Below are 18,903 nucleotides of genomic sequence, written 5' to 3' on the forward strand. Positions count from 1 at the left end.
CGAGGAGGGAGCCGGACGAGCGGGCTTACCTCACGGTCTTTCGGTCGCCCGCACCGTGCCGTGCCCCAGTTGCCATGAGATCTCGCCCGCACAATCGCGCAGCGCGGCGGCGATCGCGCTGTCCCAGCTGGCGTCGAAGGTGCCTTCCGGCCCCATCGCGGTGATGACCAGCGCGACGTGGCCGGCGTGATCGAACACCGGCGCGGCGAAGGCGTTGACGCCGGGCAGCGGATCGCCGATCGCCCGCGCCAGTCCGCGGCTGCGGACCTCGGCGAGGATCTCGGCCGTCTTCGCGTCCGCCGGCGGACGTTTCGGATTGTAGCCGACGCCGAGGCGGTCGAGGCCGCTCTCGAGCGCGGTCCTGATCGCGTTCGGCGGCATGAAGGCGGCGAAGGCGCGGCCGGTCGCGGTCTCGAGCAGCGCCACCACCGATCCGACGCGCATCGCGATATGCACCGGATGGCTCGGCTCCTCGAGCCGCACCACCGTCGCGCCGTGGGTGCCCCAGACCGACAGCGACACCGCGTGATTGATGCTGTCGGCGAGCGCTGCGATCCGCGGCGTTGCGATCCGTACCGCCGACTGCCGGCGCAGGCTGATGAGGCCGAGCTCGAGCGCCAGCGCCCCGATCTCGTAACGGCCGGTGGTCTCGTCCTGCTCGATCAGGCCGATGCGGGAAAAACTGACGAGATAGGGATGCGCCTTGGCCGGCGGCATGCCGGCTTCGCGCGCGAGATCGCGCAGCATCATCGGTTCGCCGCTGCGGGCCAGCGCGCGGAGCAATTCTCCGCCGACCTCGATCGACTGTATGCCGCGGCTCTCTCTCGTCATGTGGCCCTGCCAGCTCCCACAATGTGCTTATACGGCGAGAAACCCTCCGTCGACCGGCATGGTCACGCCGTTCACATAAGATGCCAGCTCCGATGCGAGGAACACCACCGGGCCGACCAGCTCCTCCGGCTGCCCGACGCGGCCGAGCGGCGTGCGGCCGAGAAATCCGGCGAGCCGGGCAGGGTCGTTGCGGGTCGCTTCGGTCATCGCCGTTTCGATCACGCCGGGCGCGATCGCATTGACGCGAATGCCGTCGGCGGCAAGCTCGCGGGCGAGCGCCTGGGTGAGGAGCTTGACGCCCCCCTTGGACGGCGCATAGCCCAGCGTATCGGCAACGCCGAGGAAGGACGCGATCGAGCCGAGATTGATGATCGCGCCGCGCGTCTCGCGCAATGCCGGCAGGAAGGCGTGGGTGACGTTGAACGTGCCGGTCAGGTTGACGTCGAGCACCCTCCGCCAATTCTCGCCTGCACGGGGCGAGTCGATGCCCTCACGGATGATGATGCCGGCATTGTTGACCAGGATCGCGATCGGCCCGACCTCACGCGCCGCACGCTGCGCCAGCGCAGAGCACGCCGCCGCATCGGTGACATCGAGCTCGAACGGCCACGCCGCGCGGCCGCGCTGGCCAATGTCGGCCGCGGTCTGCTCGGCGCCGGCGCGATCGATGTCGGTCACAACAACGTCCGCGCCATGCGCCGCGAGGCCAAGTGCGATGGCGCGACCGTTGCCGTGCGCAGCGCCGGTCACCAGCGCGCGCTTGCCGGCGAGCAGGGTCGCCATCGCGCTCATGCCGCGCTTCTTTCCGCCGCCACGCCGGCAATGTGCTTGCCCGCGATGTAGCCGAAGGTCAGCGCGGGCCCGAGCGTGATGCCGGCACCGGGATAGTTGCCGCCCATGATGCTCGCCATGTCGTTGCCGGCGGCATAGAGGCCGGCAATCGGCTGGCCGTCGGCGTCGAGCGCGCGGGCATTGGCGTCGGTCCGGATGCCGGCATAGGTCCCGAGGTCGCCGATCACCATCTTGATGGCGTAAAACGGCCCGTGCTGGATCGGCGCGATGCAGGGATTGGGTCCGTGCAGCGCGTCTCCCTGGTAGCGGTTATAGGCGCGCGAGCCCTTGCCGAAGGCGGGATCGCGGCCCTCCGCAGCGGTGGTGTTGAACTCCGCGACGGTCGCCTCGAGCGCCTTGGCGTCGATGCCGGCCTGCGCGGCGAGCTCCGCCAGAGTCGCGCCGCGCTTGAGATAGCCGGTCTTCAGATGATGGCCGAGCGGCATCGGGCGCGGCGGCACGCAGCCAAGGCCGTATTTGCGCAGCGTCTCGTGATCGCAGACGAGATGCGCCGCGATCTCCTCGCCGGGCTTCGCCGCCTTGATCATCGCCTGCACGAAGTCGTGGTAGGAATTGCCCTCGTTGGCGAAGCGCCTGCCGTCGGCCATCACCGCGATCACGCCCGGCTTGGCGCGATCGATGAAATGCGGCATCACGCCTTTCGAGCCGTCCTTACGCGTCGTGACCGAGACCGGCACCCAGGCCGCGGCGTTCGGCAGCGAGTCGTCGACGCGGCCGCCGGCGGATTCCGCAAGGCGCAGGCCATCGCCGGTGTTGCCGGTCGGGCCCGGCGAATAATGCTCTTTTCCGGTCGGGGCGTGCGGGAACATCTTCTGTCGTCGCGCGACGTCATGCGGAAAACCGCCGCAGGCGAGCACCACGCCACGCTTGGCGTTGACGCGGATCGCGCGCCCTTCACGCACGACGACCGCGCCGCGCACCGTGCCGTTCTCGACGATCAATTCGCGTACCGGCGAGTTGAGCCAGAGCGGGATCTTGAGGTCGAAGGCGGATTTCGCCAGCCGGCCGGCGAGCGCGTTGCCGTTGGTCAGCGTCATGCCGCGGCCGTTGCGGATCACATCGATGGCGTGTTTCGACAGCCGCTTGGCTACGTAGGCCGCCGAGGTCAGCGACCGGGTCGCGCGCATGAAATGCACGATCTCCTTGCCGGAGCCGAGCATCATGCCGAACACGGTGAGCTCGGGCAGGGGATTGCCGAGATTCTTGAGGGCGTCGCCGAGCTCGTGGGCGTCGAACGGCCGCGTCACCATTGAGCGGCCGCCCTGCGCGCCGCCTGGCGCTTCCGCATGATAGTCCGGGAAGGTCAGCGGCATGTCGAAGCGCACCGCGGTGCTGGTGGTGAAGAAGTCGACCGCCTTCGGCCCCTCGGTCAGGAACGCATCGACGCGGGCGGCGTCAAAGCTGTTGCCGGCCTCGTGGCGCAGATAGGTCTTGGCCTGATCGGGGCTCTCCTCGATGCCCCAGGCTTTGGCCAGCGAGGTGCCGGGGATCCACAGCCAGCCGCCGGAGCGCGCGGTGGTGCCGCCGAACCGCGGCTCCTTTTCGACCACCAGGACCTTGAGGCCGTGATGGCCGGCGGTGACCGCCGCCGACAGCCCGGCGCAGCCGGAGCCGACGACCAGCGCGTCGCAATCATAAGCTTCTTCGTTGGCCACGCGATCGATCCTATTTCTTGAGCAGCGGACACTTCGACTCGGAGACCGGACGATAGGCGTCCTCGCCCTTCACCGTCTTGACGATATCGAGATAATCCCACGGCTCCTTGGATTCCGAAGGCTTCTTCACCTTCGCCAGATACATGTCGCGGATCACGCGGCCGTCCTCGCGCAGCTTGCCGCCATGCACGAAGGTGTCCTCGATCGGCAGCTCGCGCATCTTGGCCATCACCGCTTTCGGATCGTCGGTGCCGGCGGCCTGGATCGCCTTGAGATAATGCAGCACCGAGCCGTAGACGCCGGTCTGGATCATGGTCGGCATCACATTGGCGCGGGCGTAGAACTTCTTCGACCAGGCGCGCGTCTTCTCGTCCATGTTCCAGTACGATGCCGTCGTCATGTAGGTGCCCTGCGCGGCGTTGAGGCCGATCGCATGCACGTCGGTATCGAACATCAAGAGGCCGACCAGCTTCTGGCCGCCCTGCACGAGGCCGAACTCGCCGGACTGCTTGATCGAATTGTCGGTGTCCTGGCCGGCATTGGCGAACGCCACCACGTCGGCCTTCGAGCTCTGCGCCTGCAGCGCAAAGGAGGAGAAGTCGGCGGTGTTGGTCGGATGCTTGACGCTGCCGAGCACCTTGCCGCCCATCTCGTTGATGAAGCGCGTCGCGTCCTTCTCGAGCTGCTGGCCGAAGGCGTAATCCGCGGTGACGAAGAACCAGGACTTGCCGCCTTCCTTGATCACGGCCGAGGCCGTCACCTTGGACAGCGCGTAGGTGTCGTAGGCGAAATGCACCGTGTTGGGGCTGCACAGTTCGTCGGTCAGCGAGCTCGCGCCAGGACCGGACAAGAGCGCGATCTTGTTGCGCTCGCGCACCATGTTGTGCACGGCGATCGCGATGCCGGAATTCGGAATGTCGACGACGGCGTCGACCTTGCCGTTGTCGAACCAGCCGCGCACGATCTGCACGCCGACGTCGGTCTTCATCTGGTGGTCGGCCGAGATGATCTCGATCGGCTTGCCGAGCACGGTGGGGCCGAATTCCTCGACCGCCATCTTGGCCGCCTCGACCGAGCCCGGGCCCGAATTGTCGCGGCCCCAGCTCGACAGATCGGTGAGCACGCCGATGCGCACGACATCATCGGAAACCTGGGCGTGAGCGGCCGTGGTCATCGCCGCGACAATGGCTGCCGCCAGAAACTGTCTCATCATTCCTCCCTTTGGGCGTCCGCGCTCTTCGGCGGGTCACTCAGGATTAGGAATTGTATAATCAGTTTGTCAATGGCGAATTAGATGTGTGAATAGTGTCACAAAGTTGGCGCCCGTGCGGCGCGATACTTCACATTTGGTGAGCGAACGCTTACATGGCTCGTCCGGGACGGCACCGCGGCAACGATTCCGGCTCATTTGCCAGACCGCGCCGCAGTGCCAAGTCACTATGAAACAGGGGAATTTTCGCGGACGCCGACGCCTTTCGCCGCCCGGACTGGGCCACCCGTGAAGGGCAAGGCTCCTCCGGGGCGGGGCATGAAGAGCGTCGGCGGACAGCGATCATAGACGGATCATGTTGAGACAGCTCTTCGCGCCGCAGCTCGTTATTCTCTACGTGCTGGTGGCCTCTACGCTCTACATCCACTTCCGCGGCAAGCAGCGGTTGCGCTTCGCTCGCCAGCTCGGCGATCACTCGACCTACCTCGCGCCCTACAATGTGCTGATGTATGCCGGCTCCGCCGTGCCCAACACGCCGGTGATTCCGGTTGAGCAGTTTCCCGAACTCAAGAAGCTCTCCGAAAATTGGGAGACGATCCGCGACGAGGCCACGCGCCTGTTCGACGAAGGCTTCATCCGCGCCGCGGCCAAGAACAACGACTGGGGCTTCTACTCCTTCTTCAAAAGCGGCTGGAAGCGCTTCTATCTGAAATGGTACGACGACTTCCTGCCGTCGGCGCGGACGCTGTGTCCGAAGACGGTGGAGCTGCTCAACTCGATCCCGAGCGTGCATGGCGCGATGTTCGCGATGCTGCCGCCGGGCGGCAAGCTCGGGGCGCACCGCGATCCCTTCGCTGGCTCGCTGCGCTATCACCTCGGCCTCGTGACGCCGAACTCGAACCAGTGCCGCATCCTCGTCGACGGCGTCGAATGCGTCTGGCACGACGGCGAGGCCTTCATGTTCGACGAGACCTTCATCCACAGCGCCGAGAACAAGACCGACGTCAACCGCATCATCCTGTTCTGCGACGTCGAGCGCCCGATGAAGTACGGCTTCATGACGGCGATGAACCGCTGGGTCAGCCACAACATCGTCAAGGCGTCGGCGACCCAGAACATCGACGGCGAGCATGTTGGCGCGCTGAACAAGGTGTTCGGCAAGCTCTACGAGGTCCATCTCGCCAGCCGCAAAGTCAAGGAGTGGAATCGGAACGTGTATTACACGCTCAAATATTCCGCGACCGCGCTGATCCTCGGCCTGATCGTGATGTCGGCGCTGCACTGATCGCAGCGGCGTTGCCGCGTTGAAAGCAAAAGCCCCGGAGCATGCTCCGGGGCTTTTTGTCTGGGACGAGAGCTGTGAGGCGCAACAGCGTCAGTCGCGCTCGAAAACCTTGGCGCCGGGGTAGATTCGCCTGGCGTAGGCGACGACCCACTCCCGGTCCTGGGTCTCCAGGAACGGAGTTCGGATCTTGCACGACCCGACGATAAGGTGCCACAGGCCGTTCAGCTTCTGAATGTTGACGATCATCTGAGTGGTCCTCGAAACCCGCGTTCCAGTCGACACCTGCTACGCGTGACAGTCTTGTGATTGACGGCTCGGAGCAGTGATCCTGATCACGTTGGAGTAGACGCGAATGTAAAAATCTCTCGCCATCGCTCAACTGTACGGGCGTAAGCACGGGCCATCACAAGGAATCAGGCGGGCTATACCAAGGTATGTTGGCGTCGGTCCGCAGGTGCAGCCGCAGCGTCGGGGCCGTTCAACTTTGCGCGGCGGCGCGCCTTCGCGCTCCGATCCGTTACATGGGCGTGATAACGTCCCTTCTGGCGTTTCGCATTGAGGGGATCTTGCCATGTCGGAGTCATCAGGAGCTTTTGCGACCACTGCGCTGAGCGGCTACGAGCTGCTGGCCGATCCGCAGCTGAACAAGGGCACGGCGTTCTCCGAGGCCGAGCGCGAGGCGTTCGACCTGCACGGCCTGTTGCCGCCCAATATCCTGACGCTGGACGAGCAGGTCTCGCGCCGCCTCGAGGCGCTGCGCGGCTTTGAGACCGACATCGAGCGCTATGCCTTTCTGCGCGAGCTGCAGGACACCAACGAGACGCTGTTCTACGCGCTCCTGGTCGGCAACCTGGAAGAGCTGTTGCCGATCGTCTACACGCCGACCGTCGGCGAGGGCTGCCAAAAATTCAGTCGGCTGTTCCGCAAGCCGCGCGGGCTATTCCTCAGCATCCCGCATCAGCACCGGATCGACCGCATTTTCGCCCATCCGCGCTTCGATCACGTCGAGGCGATCGTGGTGACCGACGGCGAGCGCATCCTCGGCCTCGGCGACCAGGGCGCCGGCGGCATGGGCATCCCGATCGGCAAGCTCGCGCTCTATACCGGCTGCGGTGGCCTGCATCCGGCAACGACGCTACCGATCATGCTCGACGTCGGCACCGACAATCCCGATTGCCTGGCCGATCCGCTCTATGTTGGCTGGCGCAACGAGCGCGTCCGCGGCCAGGCCTATGACGACTTCATTGAGGCGTTCGTCGCGGCGGTGGTGAAGCGCTGGCCGCGCGTCCTGCTGCAGTGGGAGGATTTCGCCAAGAACAATGCGACGCGCATGCTCGAGCGCTATCGCGACCGGCTCCTGACCTTCAATGACGACATTCAGGGCACCGCGGCGGTGGCGACCGGCGCCTTGCTTTCCGCGATCAACGTCACCGGCGTGCCGCTCACCGAGCAGCGCGTCGCCGTGCTCGGCGCAGGCTCGGCCGGCTGCGGCATCGCCAGCCTGATCCGCGCCGCGATGGTCGATGCCGGCCTGTCGGAGAGCGAGGCGGCGAAGCGCTTCTTCATGGTCGACCGCGACGGGCTGCTGCTCGAGGGTATGAGCGGGCTCGCCCCGTTCCAGCTTCCGTTCGTGCAGGACAGGCAGGCGATCGCAGGCTGGCAGCTCAGCCATCCCGACAAGATCGCGCTGCTCGACGTCGTGCGCAATGCCAGGCCGACCGTGCTGATCGGCGTTTCCGGCCAGGCCGGCGCGTTCTCCGAGCCGATCGTCCGCGCGATGGCCGAATGCAACAAGCGGCCGGTAATCTTTCCGCTGTCCAACCCGACCTCGCGCGAGGAGGCGACGCCGGTCGATATCGAGGCGTGGACCGAGGGGCGGGCGCTGATCGGCGTCGGCAGCCCGTTCCCGCCGATCATGCGCAACGGCGCGCGCTTCAAGGTCGACCAGACCAACAACTCGTACATCTTCCCGGGTGTCGGCGTCGGCGCGCTCGCGGTCGGTGCCAGCCGGGTCAGCGACGGCATGTTCATGGCGGCCGCCAAGGCGCTGGCCAGCGTCTCGCCGGCGCGCGACAACCCGAAGCACAATCTGCTGCCGCCGGTCAGCGCGTTGCGCGAGGTCTCGCAGACGGTGGCGCTTGCGGTCGCGCTGCAGGCGCACAAGGAGGGATTGGCGAGGGACGTTCCGATCGACCAGGTCGAGGCGCGGATTCACGCCAAGGTCTGGACGCCGCGCTACGTGCCGTACCGCCGCAGCGATCGGGCTTAGAGCTCGGCGCGTCGGCGGCGCGATCCTCCGGGCCGCGCGCGGCCCCGCATCGATTTTATGACCATCATGATCGGGTGAGGGTGGGCTCGACCTCGCTTGCGCCTTCTCAACGGGCTTGACCGAAGTAAGAATTTTCTTCAATCTTGGCATGCCAAATGCCAGTGGCGGTCCTTCGGGGATTTGGACGTCGCGGTGTCCGCAGCCCGCGATCGCACAACATCGACACAACGAGGAAACGGGGAGGGAAGTCGAATGGCCAATCTTGGCATGTCGCGCAGGGAGTTGCTGGTCGGGTCCATGCTCACGGCGGTCGCCGCGGCGGCGCCGCGACCGCTCTGGGCCCTCGACAACACGGGCGCGCTGGCGCGATCGAAGACCGGCATGGTGACGAGCCCGCACGAGCTCGCCACGCAGGCGGGACTCGAGGTGCTGCGCAAGGGCGGCAATGCGATCGAGGCGGTCATTGCCATCGGTGCCACGCTGTGCGTGACCTATCCGCATTTCAGCGGCCTCGGCGGCGACAGCTTCATGGTGATCAGTGACCGCAAGGGAAATGTCCGGACGCTGTCCGGCGCAGGTCAGGCCGCGCTCAACCTGCCGAACTACAGCGGCTCGGTCCCGATCCGGGGGCCGGGGTCGGCGCTGACCGCGGCCACGACCGTCGACGTCTGGGACCAGGCGTTCGATTTCAGCCGCAAGTCCTGGGCCGGAAAGCAGAGCTGGGCGTCGCTGTTCGAGCGCCCGATCGAATACGCCGGCAAGGGCTTCCCGGTCACGCCGTCGCAGCGCTTCTGGCAGGACATGGAAGCGAAGAACCTGAAGGACTGGCCCGACATCCAGCGCATCTTCATGCCCGCCGGCCGGATGCCTGAAATCGGCGAGCCGCTGGTCCAGGCCGAGCTCGCGAAATCGCTGGAGATGCTGGCGGCGAATGGCGGGCGCGATTTCTATGAAGGAAAGCTCGCCGCGCGCATTGCGGCCGGACTGAAGCAGATCGGCTCGCCGCTGACCGCCGACGATCTGGCGCGCTGCCGCGCTCGCGACGAGACGCCGTTGCGCGTCGGCTATCGCGGCGGCGAGCTGCTCGGGCTGCGCCCGCCGACGCAGGGTCTCACGACGCTCGAGATCATGGGCATCCTCGACCGCTTCGAGCTCGCAAAATATCCGGAAGGGAGCGTGGACTACTATCACCTCCTGGTCGAAGCGGTGAAGCAGGCCTTCATCGACCGCAGCCGCTACATCGGCGATCCGGAATTCGTCGACGTCCCGGTCAATCAGCTGCTCTCGGCGAGCTACCTCGACGCGCGCGCGAAGGCGATTAACGTGGCGAGGGCGATGCCATGGCCTCACGTGTTCCAGAAGGGCGACACGGTTTATCTCGCCGCGACCGACCGGGACGGCAATTGCGTCAGCATGCTGCAAACCGTCTACTACGATTGGGGAAGCGGCACGGTGGCCGGCGACACCGGCATCATCTGGCACAACCGCGGTGCGTCGTTCAACCTCGACCCGGCCAGCCCCAACTGCCTCAAGCCGGGCAAGCGGCCGTTCCACACGCTCAATCCGGGAATCTATCTCAAGGGCGGACGGCCGCATCTGCTGTACGGCACGCAGGGAGCCGACGGCCAGCCGCAGACGCTCGCGGCGGTGCTGACCAGGCTGATCGACTACAACATGGATCCGCTCACCGCGCTGGCGCGGCCGCGCTTCCTGCTCGGCAAAACGTTCTCCGATGCGCGCGACAGCCTGAAGCTGGAGAAGGATGCCGGTGAAGCGGTCTTCAAGGCGCTCGCCGAGCGCGGCCACGAGATAAGTCCGATACCAGCCCAGAGCCCGCTCGCGGGACATCCGGGTGCGATCCGGATCGACGCTGACGGAAGCATCACCGGGGCGCATGATCCGCGCAGCGACGGACGGGCGCTCGGGTTGTCATGAAACGAAGCGCGGCAGATTGACGGAGCCGCGCGGCGACTGCCGGGCGCATCCGGCAGCCATCTGCGAAGCATGGTCCCCCGGTGGGCGAGCGGTGGCGGACGACGCCCTCGACGCGTTGCGATCTGTCGCTCGCCATGGCCGACTGAAGGCCGACTAAAGTTCAAGCCTCGACGGTCCGTTCCGGTGGAACTTTCCGGGGCGCGTTATCGTTCGTACTCAAACGAACCACAGTCAATATCCGTCCGGGGGCCTGCGAGGGAGACACCCCCATGGCAACATTTGGCTCAACGCTTCGTCGACCCCCCGGCCTCGACGCCAACCAGCTCACACCATCCGAGCATCAGCTGCAGATGCGCCGTGCGGTGATCGCCTCCACCGTCGGGACCGCGATCGAGTGGTATGACTTCTTTCTCTACAGCACCGTCACCGGCCTGGTTTTCGCAAAACTGTTCTTTCCGCATTCCGATCCCTGGGTCGGCACGCTGGAAGCCTTCGCCATCTATGCGGTCGGCTTCGTCGCGCGGCCGATCGGGGCTGCGATCTTCGGGCACTATGGCGACCGAATCGGCCGCAAGTCGACGCTGATCGCGACGCTGCTGTTGATGGGCCTTGCCACCGCTGCGGTCGCATTGGTGCCGACCTATTCCAGCATCGGCATCTGGGGCGCGGTGATCCTGACCGTGCTGCGCTTCATCCAGGGCGTCGGCGTCGGCGGCGAATGGGGTGGCTCGGTGCTGATGTCGATGGAATGGGCGCGCAACGATCGCTCCCGCGGCCTGATCGCGTCATGGCCGCAATTCGGCGTGCCCTGCGGGCTGTTCCTCGCCAATCTCGCTGTGCTGGCCTTCAGCCAGATGTCGGGCGACCAGTTCCTTTCGTGGGGCTGGCGCGTTCCGTTCGCGCTCAGCATCGTCCTGGTCGGCGTCGGCCTCTACATCCGGCTCGGCATTCTGGAAACGCCTGTGTTCAGCAAGCTGCTGGCCGAGCGTCAGCTCGACCGCACGCCGATGCTGACGGTGATCCGGGACCATCCGAAGGAGATCCTGCTGTCCGCCTTCGCGCGGATGTCCGAGCAGGCGCCGTTCTACATCTTCACCGCCTTCGTGTTCTCCTACGGCACCGGCACGCTGCACGTCTCGCGCGATTTCCTGCTCACTGCGGTGCTCGCGGCCTCGGTGCTGTCGTTTGTCTCGATCCCGGTGTTCGGGCACCTGTCCGACCAGATCGGCCGCAAGAACATGTACATGATCGGCGCGTTGGTGACCGGCATCTTCGGCTTCATCTACTTCGCGATGCTCAATACCGGCTCGGCGTCGATCATCCTCCTCGCGATCATTCTCTCGCTCATTCCGCACGATATGCAGTACGGGCCGCAGGCTGCGCTGATCGCCGAAAGCTTTACCGGGCGCTTGCGCTACAGCGGCGCCTCGCTCGGCTATCAGCTCGCATCCGTCATCGCCGGCGGTCCGGCGCCGCTGATCGCGGCGTGGCTGTTCGGCACCTATCATTCGTGGGTCGCGATCGCGATCTACATCGCCATCTGCGCCGTCATCACGCTGGTCGCGACCGCGCTGATGACCGACTTCACCGGCAAGGACATCAATGCGGCCGGCGCGCACGAACGTCTGGCTTGAGGCAGCAATGGAGCAGCAGATGATGAAATGGCGAAAAGAATCGGCGCTCGATCTCTATAACCTCGTCGCCGCGATCTTCCTGCTTGCTGCGCCGTGGCTGTTCGTGCAGGCCAATCCGACCGCGGCGATCGATCTCAGGATCAGCGGCGCGGCGATCGCGATCATGTCGCTGGCGGCGATCGTCGCGTTCTCGATCTGGGAAGAATGGATCAACCTGGTCGTCGGGTGCTGGCTGATCGTCTCGCCCTGGCTGCTCGGCTTCGCGCATACCCGCGCGATGCATTTTGCCATCGCCGCAGGCGCGGTGGTGGCGTTCATGGCGCTGCTCGAGCTATGGCTCGAATACGAGAAGACGCATTTCGGCCCGGATACGCCGCAGGCTGCCGAAAGGCAGTAAGCTCCGCCGCCGGAGAGACCGAGGTGTGGCTCTTCGTCTTTGAGCATGGTCTTCTCGGAAAACCGCTTCGCGCTTTTCAGGATCATGCTCTAGCAGCCGCGGCAAATCCCCTTGATCTTGCGGTCGACGATCGCGTCCTCCTGATCGATGACCTGCTGCGATGTCGATGTCGTCGCCGGAATATCGGCGGCGCGCGGCTGGCGATGGCCGACCGGCGCCGACCACGGCCTGCTCGCGGTTTCGTTTGACGCGTAGGCGCGGGGCTGCTGGACCGCCGCCGCCTGTGCAAAGCAAGCGGTCGCCATTGCCGCGGACATAATCGCAGCCAAGCCCAGTCGTACGCCGGGTTGTCGAAGATCGATCATGAAAGTCTCCATGCCGTCATCGCCGCGTTTGCGCGCGGCCTTGATGACATGGAGTGCCTCGGTCGTTCCGGTATTCCTCGCTCCATCCGATGTGATCGGGCGCTCGCGGCGCGGTGATCGCGCGTGATGAAATAATTTCCGGGCACTCGCGGTCCTTGATCACAGGAGCCGAGCTAGGTCGGCTTCACCCACCGTACGGAGAAATCCCATGACCAGATTGACCCTCGCAGCGCTTGCGCTGATTGCGGCAGCCGCCTATTCGGCCCAGGTGTCCGCCGCCGGCAACAACGCTGCGGTGCGGCGCGCCAATGCTTCGATGACGACAACGACGGTCAGCAGCAAGACCACCGATTGCGTGCGCGCGCCGAAGGTTGGATCGTTCGCGACCGCTCCCTTCACCGAGCCGCCCTGCATGCCCGGCACGATGCGCTGACCGCGCACAGCAAAAAGCCCCGGACCTGAGGTCCGGGGCTTTGGGCCTTGCCTCGTCTCCCGAGGCGGTTATTCCGGCTTGCCGATCGTCACCGCGAGCTTGCCGACGCCGTCGACACCGCATTCGAGCTTGTCGCCCACCTGCAGCTGCGATACGCCGGCGGGCGTGCCGGTCATGATGATGTCGCCGGCGGCGAGCTTCACCTGCTGCGAGAGCTGCCAGATGATCTCAGGCACGTTCCAGATCAGCTCGGTGAGGTCGCCTTTCTGGGCTTCCTTGCCGTTGACGGTGAGCCAGATCTTGCCCGCGGTCGGGTGGCCGATCTTCGCGGCCGGCTGGATCGCCGAGCAGGGCGCGGAGTAGTCGAACGACTTGCCGATCTCCCAGGGCCGCTCCTTCTTGCGCGAGGCGATCTGCAGGTCGCGGCGGGTCAGGTCGATGCCGACGGCATAGCCGTAGACATGCTCGAGCGCCTTGTCGGCGGGAATGTTCAGCCCGCCGCTCTTCATCGCCACCACCAGCTCGACCTCGTGATGCAGGTCCTTGGTCAGCGGCGGATAGGGGATGGTCGCGCCGTCGGGCACCAGCATGTCGGCATGCTTGCCGAAGAAGAACGGCGGCGCGCGCTCGTCATTGCCCATCTCCCTGATATGCTCGAGATAGTTGCGGCCAACGCACCAGATGCGGCGGACCGGATAGCTGCCGGATTCGCCGACGACGGGAAGCGAGGGCTGCGGGGGAAGCGGAATGACGGTGGATGCGGCGTTCATGAACGGGTCCCGGAGGGTTGAAGGAGGGAGCGCGGGCGGTATTTACGCGCTTACGCCGCTCAGGGCTAGTGGCCGCGGCTGCATCCGGCGCAGAGGTGAGGCCAGTTTTCCGCCGAGCGCGACCGCCTTTGGTCGACAAAGGCGGTGCTGCCCATGAGGAAATGGCTTTCGATCGGCCTGGGGCTGATCGTTGTGGCCCTGATCGCCGCCGTTTGGTTTTTCACGGTCGTCCCGGAGCGGATCGACCGGGCGCAGAACAGGGTCCAGCACGTGGCGCTGGATATCACGCCCGCCGCAAGGGACTTGCAGGCGACGCTCGACGTGGCGGACATGCATGCGGACAGCCTGTTGTGGAAGCGCGACCTGATCGCGCGATCCGATCGCGGCCATATCGATCTGCCGCGCCTGATCGAGGGGCACTACGCGCTACAGGTGTTCTCGTCGGTCACCAAGTCGCCCAAGGGCCAGAACTATGATGCCAACGGTGCCGATACCGACACCATCACGAACCTCGCCATCATCGATCTGCAGCCGCCGCGGACGTGGTTCTCGTTGCTGCAGCGCTCGCTGTGGCATGCCGAGAAACTGCGGAGCTTCGCCGAACACTCCGCCGGGCGGCTGCGCCTGATCGCAACCCCGGCCGACCTCGACCGCCTGCTCGCCGACCGCAAGAGCGGTGCGACGGTGGTTGGCGGCATGCTGTCGATCGAGGGTTTGCAGGATATCGAGGGCAATATCGCCAATCTCGACGTGCTCTACGGCGCCGGATTCAGAATGGCCGGTCTCGCGCATTTCTTCGACAATGATGTCGCCGGCTCGATGCACGGCGTCGCAAGGGGCGGGCTGACGCCGCTCGGCCGGCAGGTGGTGCAGCGGATGGAGGCGATGGGCATGATCGTCGACCTCGCGCATGCGAGCCACGCGGCGGTCGCCGAGGTGCTGGCGATGGCGACGCGCCCGGTGGTGTCGAGCCACGGCGGCGTTCAGGCGACGTGCAAGGTCAACCGCAACCTCACCGACGACGAAGTCCGGGGTGTCGCGCGGACCGGCGGCGTGGTCGGCATCGGTTTCTGGCAAGGCGCGGTCTGCTCGCTCGATCCGAAGGACGTCGCGCGGGCGATCGCCCATGTGCGCGACCTGGTCGGGATCGACCATGTCGGCCTCGGCTCCGATTTCGACGGCTCGACCACGACGGGCTTCGATGCCAGCGAGATCGTCGCCGTGACCCAGGCGCTGATGTCGCGCGGGTTCTCGGAGGACGACATCCGCAAGGTCATGGGCGGCAATGTCCTGCGCGTGCTGCGCGCAGGCATTGCCCCGAGGGGATGACAGGCCCTAGCCGGTGGCGCTGATCGGCGCCAGCGCCAGCGGCGACGGGTCGTGGTGGTGCTGCAGGCGGAAGAACGAGGCGTAGCGGCCGCCGCGGCGCAGCAGTTCCTCGTGCCGTCCGCGCTCGACGATCTCGCCGCCCTCGACCACCAGGATCGCATCGGCATGCATGATGGTGTGCAGACGGTGCGCGATCACGATCGTGGTGCGGCCCTGGCAGAGATGCTCGATCGCTTCCTGCACCTGCTTCTCGGACTCCGAGTCGAGCGCGGCGGTGGCCTCGTCGAGCAGGATGATCGGCGCGTTCTTGATCAGCGCGCGGGCGACCGCGATGCGCTGGCGCTGCCCGCCGGACAGCTGGGTGCCGTGCTCGCCGACCGGCGTGTCGTAGCCAAGCGGGAAGCTCATGATGAAGTCGTGTGCGCAGGCGGCCTTGGCGGCGTCGACGATCTCTTGCTCGGTGGCGCCCTGCTTGCCGAAGGCGATGTTGGCGCGGATGGTATCGCGGAACAGATAGACGTCCTGTCCGACATAGGCGGTCTGCTGTCGCAGCGATTTGCGCGACACTGACGAGATCGGCTGTCCGTCGATCAGGATGTCGCCCTCGCGCGTCTCGTAGAAGCGAAGCAGCAAGGCCAGCACGGTCGATTTGCCGCCGCCGGAGGGGCCGACCAGCGCGGTCACCTTGCCGGGCTCGGCCACGAAGCTCATGCGGTTCAGCACCGGCTCGCCCGGCCGATAGGCGAAGCTGACGTCGCGCAGTTCGATCCGCGCGTCGGACAGTTTCAGCGCCGGCTTGTCGTCGTCGGTCTGCTCGCTCGCCGGGCTATCGACCACCTCGAGCAGCATCCGCGCGCCGACCAGCTGGCTGTTGAGGTCGATGTTGAGCCGCGCCAGCCGCTTGGCCGGTTCGGTCGCCATCAGGAAGGCGGTCAGGAACGTGAAGAACTGGCCCGGCGTGGAACCGAGCGCAACCACGCTGTAGCCGCCATACATCAGGCAGCCGGCGACCGCGAAGCCGCCGAGCATTTCCATCAGCGGATTGGAGCGGTTGGCGACGCGCGCCATCTTGTTGGCATTGCTCTCGACGGTTGCGATGTGCTCGTCGATCCGCTGCTGCATGGTGCCTTCCAGCGTGAACGCCTTCACGGTGCGGATGCCCTGCAGCGATTCCTGCATCGTCTCCATGATGTCGGCGGTGCCGGTGAACTGGTTGTAGGCGAGCCCCTTGATCCGCTTCACCAGCCTGCGCAGCATCAGCATCGCCGGCGGTACCGCCACAAGCCCGATGAACGACATCAGCGGGTCCTGCCAGACCATGACGGCGACCATGCTGATCAGCATCAGGAAGTCGCGGCCGATCGCATTGACCAGCATGTTGAGTACGTCGGTGATCGACTTGGCGCCGGCGGTCAGCCGCGCCAGGAATTCCGACGAGTGCCGCTGCGAGAAGAAGCCGATGCTCTCGCTCATTAGCTTGGCGAACAGTTGCCGCTGGTTGCTGGCGAGGATGGCGTTGGAGATCTTGTTCAGGATCACCATGTGGCCGTATGTCGCCACGCCTTTGATGAACAGCAGCACTACCGTGATCCCGGCGAACATGGCGATGCCGGGGATGTTCTTGTCGACATAGGCCTGGTTGATCACCTGGCCGAGCACGTACGTGGCGCCGGCCGTCGAGCCGGCCGCAACGGCCATCAGCGCGAACGCCGTCAGATAGCGCCGCCAATAGGTAATCCCTTGTTCCATGACCAGGCGGCGAATCAGGATCGCCGCGCCATAGGGATCGTCGGTAATTTTCTTTGGAAACTGGGCCATCCGCGTTCCATTGACGGCGGGCAGCGCCGGCCGTCAGGGTTGCGGGACCTCCTTGCCCGCTTGGCGGGGCTTTTTCAAGCACAATAACTGCTTGATAACGGTTTGTTTTTTAGGCCGATTCCGCCTGTCGCGCGGAGCCGGCGCGCTCCCGGAACAGCTTCTCCTCCCAGGCCAGTGCGTGGCTCGCGATGGTCTCGAGATCATCGTAGCGCGGCGTCCAGTCGAGCAGCGAGCGGATCCGGGTCGTGTCGGCCACCATGGTCATGATGTCGCCGGGCCGGCGCGCGGCGTAGGCGACCGCGAAATTGCGCATCGAGACCCGGCGCACCGCCTCGATGGTTTCGAGCACGGAATAGCCGCGGCCATAACCGCAATTCATCGTCACCGATTGCCCGCCGGCGCGCAGATAGGACAGCGCCGAGCGATGCGCCTCGACGAGGTCGCTGACATGGATGAAGTCCCTGATGCAGCTGCCGTCCTGGGTCGGATAGTCGGTGCCGAACACGTCGATCTTGGCGCGCTGGCCGGTCGCGGCCTCGACCGCGATCTTGAGCAGATGGGTGGCGCCGATGGTGGCAAGGCCGACGCGGCCCTTCGGGTCGGCGCCGGCGACGTTGAAGTAGCGCAGCACGACGTAGCTCATGCCATGAGCGGACGCGACGTCGTGCAGCATGATCTCGGTCATCAGCTTCGACGAGCCATAGGGCGACAGCGGACGGGTCGGTGCGATCTCCGGCACCGGCACCTGGTCCGGGTTGCCGTAGACGGCCGCGGTCGAGGAGAAGATGAAGCGGCTGACGCCGCCCTTCACCGCCGCGTTGAGCAGGCTGCGCGTCGTCATGGTGTTGTTGCGGTAGTAGCCGAGCGGATCGCGCATCGAGTCCGGCACCACGACGGAGCCCGCGAAATGGATGATGCTGTCGATGCCGTGCTGCGCGATCACGCCTTCGACGAGGTTCTCGTCGCCGGCATCGCCGATGAACAGCGGCACGCCTTCGGGCAGGAACGCGGAGAAGCCGGTGGAAAGGTTGTCGATCACGACGACGCTCTCGCCGGCATCGACCAGCGCATGAACCATGTGACTTCCGATATAGCCGGCGCCGCCGGTCACGAGCACGGTCATGGATAGAGCTCTCCCGATGTTCTTTAACCGGTGATGCTAGCGGGAGTGCGGTGAAGAGGGGGTTTCGCCGCGGCCGAACTGGCCACTATGCTTAATGTTGCGTATAGGAACTGGCACGAAACGGAGACTTGAGTGCCGATCGAGAACACACCTGCCGGCGAGCTCGAGCTCATCGTGCCCAATCTGCACCGACGCTATTCGGGTGTCACCGCGACCAACCGCATGGTCGCGCCGAAGCTCGCAAAGATGTTTCGCGCAGCCTGGCTCGGCTCGCATCGGCCCGACGGCATCGACGCGATGGGGTTTGCCGATCTCCTGCGGCTGTGGCGGCGCGCATCGCCGCTGATCTGGCACGCGCGGCGCAACGACGAGATGATCGTCGGGCTCGTGCTGCGCGCGCTCGGCTGGCCGCTGAAACTGATCTTCACCTCGGCCGCGCAGCGCCATCACACCTGGCTGACGCGCTGGCTGATCCGCAACATGGATGCGATCATTGCCACCAGTCCGCTGTCGGCCTCCTATCTGAAGCGTGACGCGACCGTGGTGATGCACGGCGTCGACACCGATCGTTATGCGCCGCCGGCCGATCGCGCGGCAGCCTTTGCCGAGAGCGGATTGCCGGGACGTGATGCGATCGGCTGCTTCGGGCGGGTGCGCGCGCAGAAGGGCAGCGACGTGTTCGTCGAGGCGATGTGCAGGCTGCTGCCGCGCTATCCCGATTTCACCGCGGTCATCGTCGGCGCCGTGGTGCCGGAGCAGCTGGCCTTTGCCAACGAGCTGAAGCGAAAGATCGAGGCCGCCGGCCTGCAATCGCGCATCATCATCACGGGCGAACTGCCGATCGAGGACGTCGTGCGCTGGTACCAGCGGCTGACGATCTACGCCTTCACCTCGCGCAATGAAGGTTTCGGCCTGACCCTGATCGAGGCGATGTCGGCGGGCGCCGCGCTGGTTGCGGCGCGCGCGGGCGCGGCCGAGTTCGTGGTCGAGGACGGCG

General features: G+C 65.8%; 17 protein-coding genes. 8 read left to right on the forward strand and 9 right to left on the reverse strand.

From position 1 onward, the window contains the following. Window positions 1–30: 30 nt before the first annotated feature. The 4 genes from AKL29_RS14090 to AKL29_RS14105 are packed head-to-tail and all read right to left on the reverse strand — an operon-like array spanning window position 31 to window position 4,551. Entirely contained in the window at window positions 31–831 is an 801-nt protein-coding gene (locus tag AKL29_RS14090) for an IclR family transcriptional regulator (RefSeq protein ID WP_050384614.1), read from the reverse strand. A gap of 27 nt (window positions 832–858) precedes the next feature. Next, on the reverse strand, window positions 859–1,623 hold the full coding sequence (locus AKL29_RS14095) for an SDR family NAD(P)-dependent oxidoreductase (RefSeq protein ID WP_082190594.1): 765 nt from the start codon (window positions 1,621–1,623) through the stop codon (window positions 859–861). Continuing rightward, window positions 1,620–3,338 carry an FAD-dependent oxidoreductase gene (locus AKL29_RS14100; protein ID WP_193395212.1) on the reverse strand — a complete coding sequence of 573 codons (1,719 nt, stop codon included), beginning with the start codon at window positions 3,336–3,338 and terminating at the stop codon, window positions 1,620–1,622. The genes AKL29_RS14095 and AKL29_RS14100 overlap by 4 nt, the downstream gene beginning before the upstream one ends. A gap of 10 nt (window positions 3,339–3,348) precedes the next feature. Continuing rightward, on the reverse strand, window positions 3,349–4,551 hold the full coding sequence (locus tag AKL29_RS14105; protein WP_430648764.1) for an ABC transporter substrate-binding protein: 1,203 nt from the start codon (window positions 4,549–4,551) through the stop codon (window positions 3,349–3,351). Between the two features lie 352 nt (window positions 4,552–4,903). On the opposite strand from AKL29_RS14105, the gene AKL29_RS14110 reads away from it, so the two are divergent. Continuing rightward, complete coding sequence (locus AKL29_RS14110) at window positions 4,904–5,833, forward strand: aspartyl/asparaginyl beta-hydroxylase domain-containing protein (RefSeq protein ID WP_050384616.1); 930 nt, start codon at window positions 4,904–4,906, stop codon at window positions 5,831–5,833. A 90-nt stretch (window positions 5,834–5,923) separates the two neighbouring features. Here the strand turns inward: AKL29_RS14110 and AKL29_RS43320 are convergent, their stop codons facing one another. Next, window positions 5,924–6,079, reverse strand: coding sequence for a hypothetical protein (locus AKL29_RS43320; protein WP_016843659.1), 156 nt, complete (start codon window positions 6,077–6,079; stop codon window positions 5,924–5,926). Window positions 6,080–6,404: 325 nt separating this feature from the next. Between AKL29_RS43320 and AKL29_RS14115 the strand changes: the two genes are divergently transcribed. From AKL29_RS14115 to AKL29_RS14130, 4 genes are all read left to right on the forward strand, one after another. Then, window positions 6,405–8,102, forward strand: coding sequence for an NAD-dependent malic enzyme (locus tag AKL29_RS14115; RefSeq protein WP_050384617.1), 1,698 nt, complete (start codon window positions 6,405–6,407; stop codon window positions 8,100–8,102). A gap of 252 nt (window positions 8,103–8,354) precedes the next feature. Next, window positions 8,355–10,037, forward strand: coding sequence for a gamma-glutamyltransferase (ggt, locus tag AKL29_RS14120; protein WP_050384618.1), 1,683 nt, complete (start codon window positions 8,355–8,357; stop codon window positions 10,035–10,037). A gap of 269 nt (window positions 10,038–10,306) precedes the next feature. After that, window positions 10,307–11,671 (forward strand): MFS transporter, encoded by a 1,365-nt coding sequence (locus tag AKL29_RS14125; RefSeq protein ID WP_050384619.1) that lies wholly within the window; start codon window positions 10,307–10,309, stop codon window positions 11,669–11,671. Window positions 11,672–11,693: 22 nt separating this feature from the next. Beyond that, a complete protein-coding gene (locus AKL29_RS14130) occupies window positions 11,694–12,068 on the forward strand; it encodes an SPW repeat protein (protein ID WP_244482022.1) in 375 nt (124 codons plus the stop codon). An 89-nt stretch (window positions 12,069–12,157) separates the two neighbouring features. Here the strand turns inward: AKL29_RS14130 and AKL29_RS14135 are convergent, their stop codons facing one another. Beyond that, window positions 12,158–12,433: a hypothetical protein gene (locus AKL29_RS14135; RefSeq protein ID WP_244482024.1), complete on the reverse strand. Its 276-nt coding sequence runs from the start codon at window positions 12,431–12,433 to the stop codon at window positions 12,158–12,160. Between the two features lie 208 nt (window positions 12,434–12,641). Here AKL29_RS14135 and AKL29_RS40705 point away from each other — a divergent pair, with 208 nt between their 5' ends. Next, complete coding sequence (locus tag AKL29_RS40705) at window positions 12,642–12,866, forward strand: hypothetical protein (protein WP_028338306.1); 225 nt, start codon at window positions 12,642–12,644, stop codon at window positions 12,864–12,866. Between the two features lie 68 nt (window positions 12,867–12,934). Here the strand turns inward: AKL29_RS40705 and AKL29_RS14145 are convergent, their stop codons facing one another. Further along, on the reverse strand, window positions 12,935–13,636 hold the full coding sequence (locus tag AKL29_RS14145; protein ID WP_028338305.1) for a fumarylacetoacetate hydrolase family protein: 702 nt from the start codon (window positions 13,634–13,636) through the stop codon (window positions 12,935–12,937). Window positions 13,637–13,789: 153 nt separating this feature from the next. Between AKL29_RS14145 and AKL29_RS14150 the strand changes: the two genes are divergently transcribed. Then, complete coding sequence (locus AKL29_RS14150; protein WP_050384623.1) at window positions 13,790–14,965, forward strand: dipeptidase; 1,176 nt, start codon at window positions 13,790–13,792, stop codon at window positions 14,963–14,965. Window positions 14,966–14,971: 6 nt separating this feature from the next. Here the strand turns inward: AKL29_RS14150 and AKL29_RS14155 are convergent, their stop codons facing one another. Together AKL29_RS14155 and galE are read right to left on the reverse strand one after the other, a co-directional pair. Next, a complete protein-coding gene (locus tag AKL29_RS14155) occupies window positions 14,972–16,783 on the reverse strand; it encodes an ABC transporter ATP-binding protein (protein ID WP_050384624.1) in 1,812 nt (603 codons plus the stop codon). 109 nt (window positions 16,784–16,892) lie between these two features. Beyond that, window positions 16,893–17,906 carry a UDP-glucose 4-epimerase GalE gene (galE, locus tag AKL29_RS14160; protein ID WP_028338302.1) on the reverse strand — a complete coding sequence of 338 codons (1,014 nt, stop codon included), beginning with the start codon at window positions 17,904–17,906 and terminating at the stop codon, window positions 16,893–16,895. 138 nt (window positions 17,907–18,044) lie between these two features. Between galE and AKL29_RS14165 the strand changes: the two genes are divergently transcribed. Beyond that, on the forward strand, window positions 18,045–18,903 hold an 859-nt coding region (locus AKL29_RS14165), incomplete at its 3' end, for a glycosyltransferase family 4 protein (protein WP_244482025.1).

The organism is Bradyrhizobium pachyrhizi, assembly GCF_001189245.1.
In the GTDB taxonomy this organism is placed as follows: Bacteria; Pseudomonadota; Alphaproteobacteria; order Rhizobiales; family Xanthobacteraceae; genus Bradyrhizobium; species Bradyrhizobium pachyrhizi.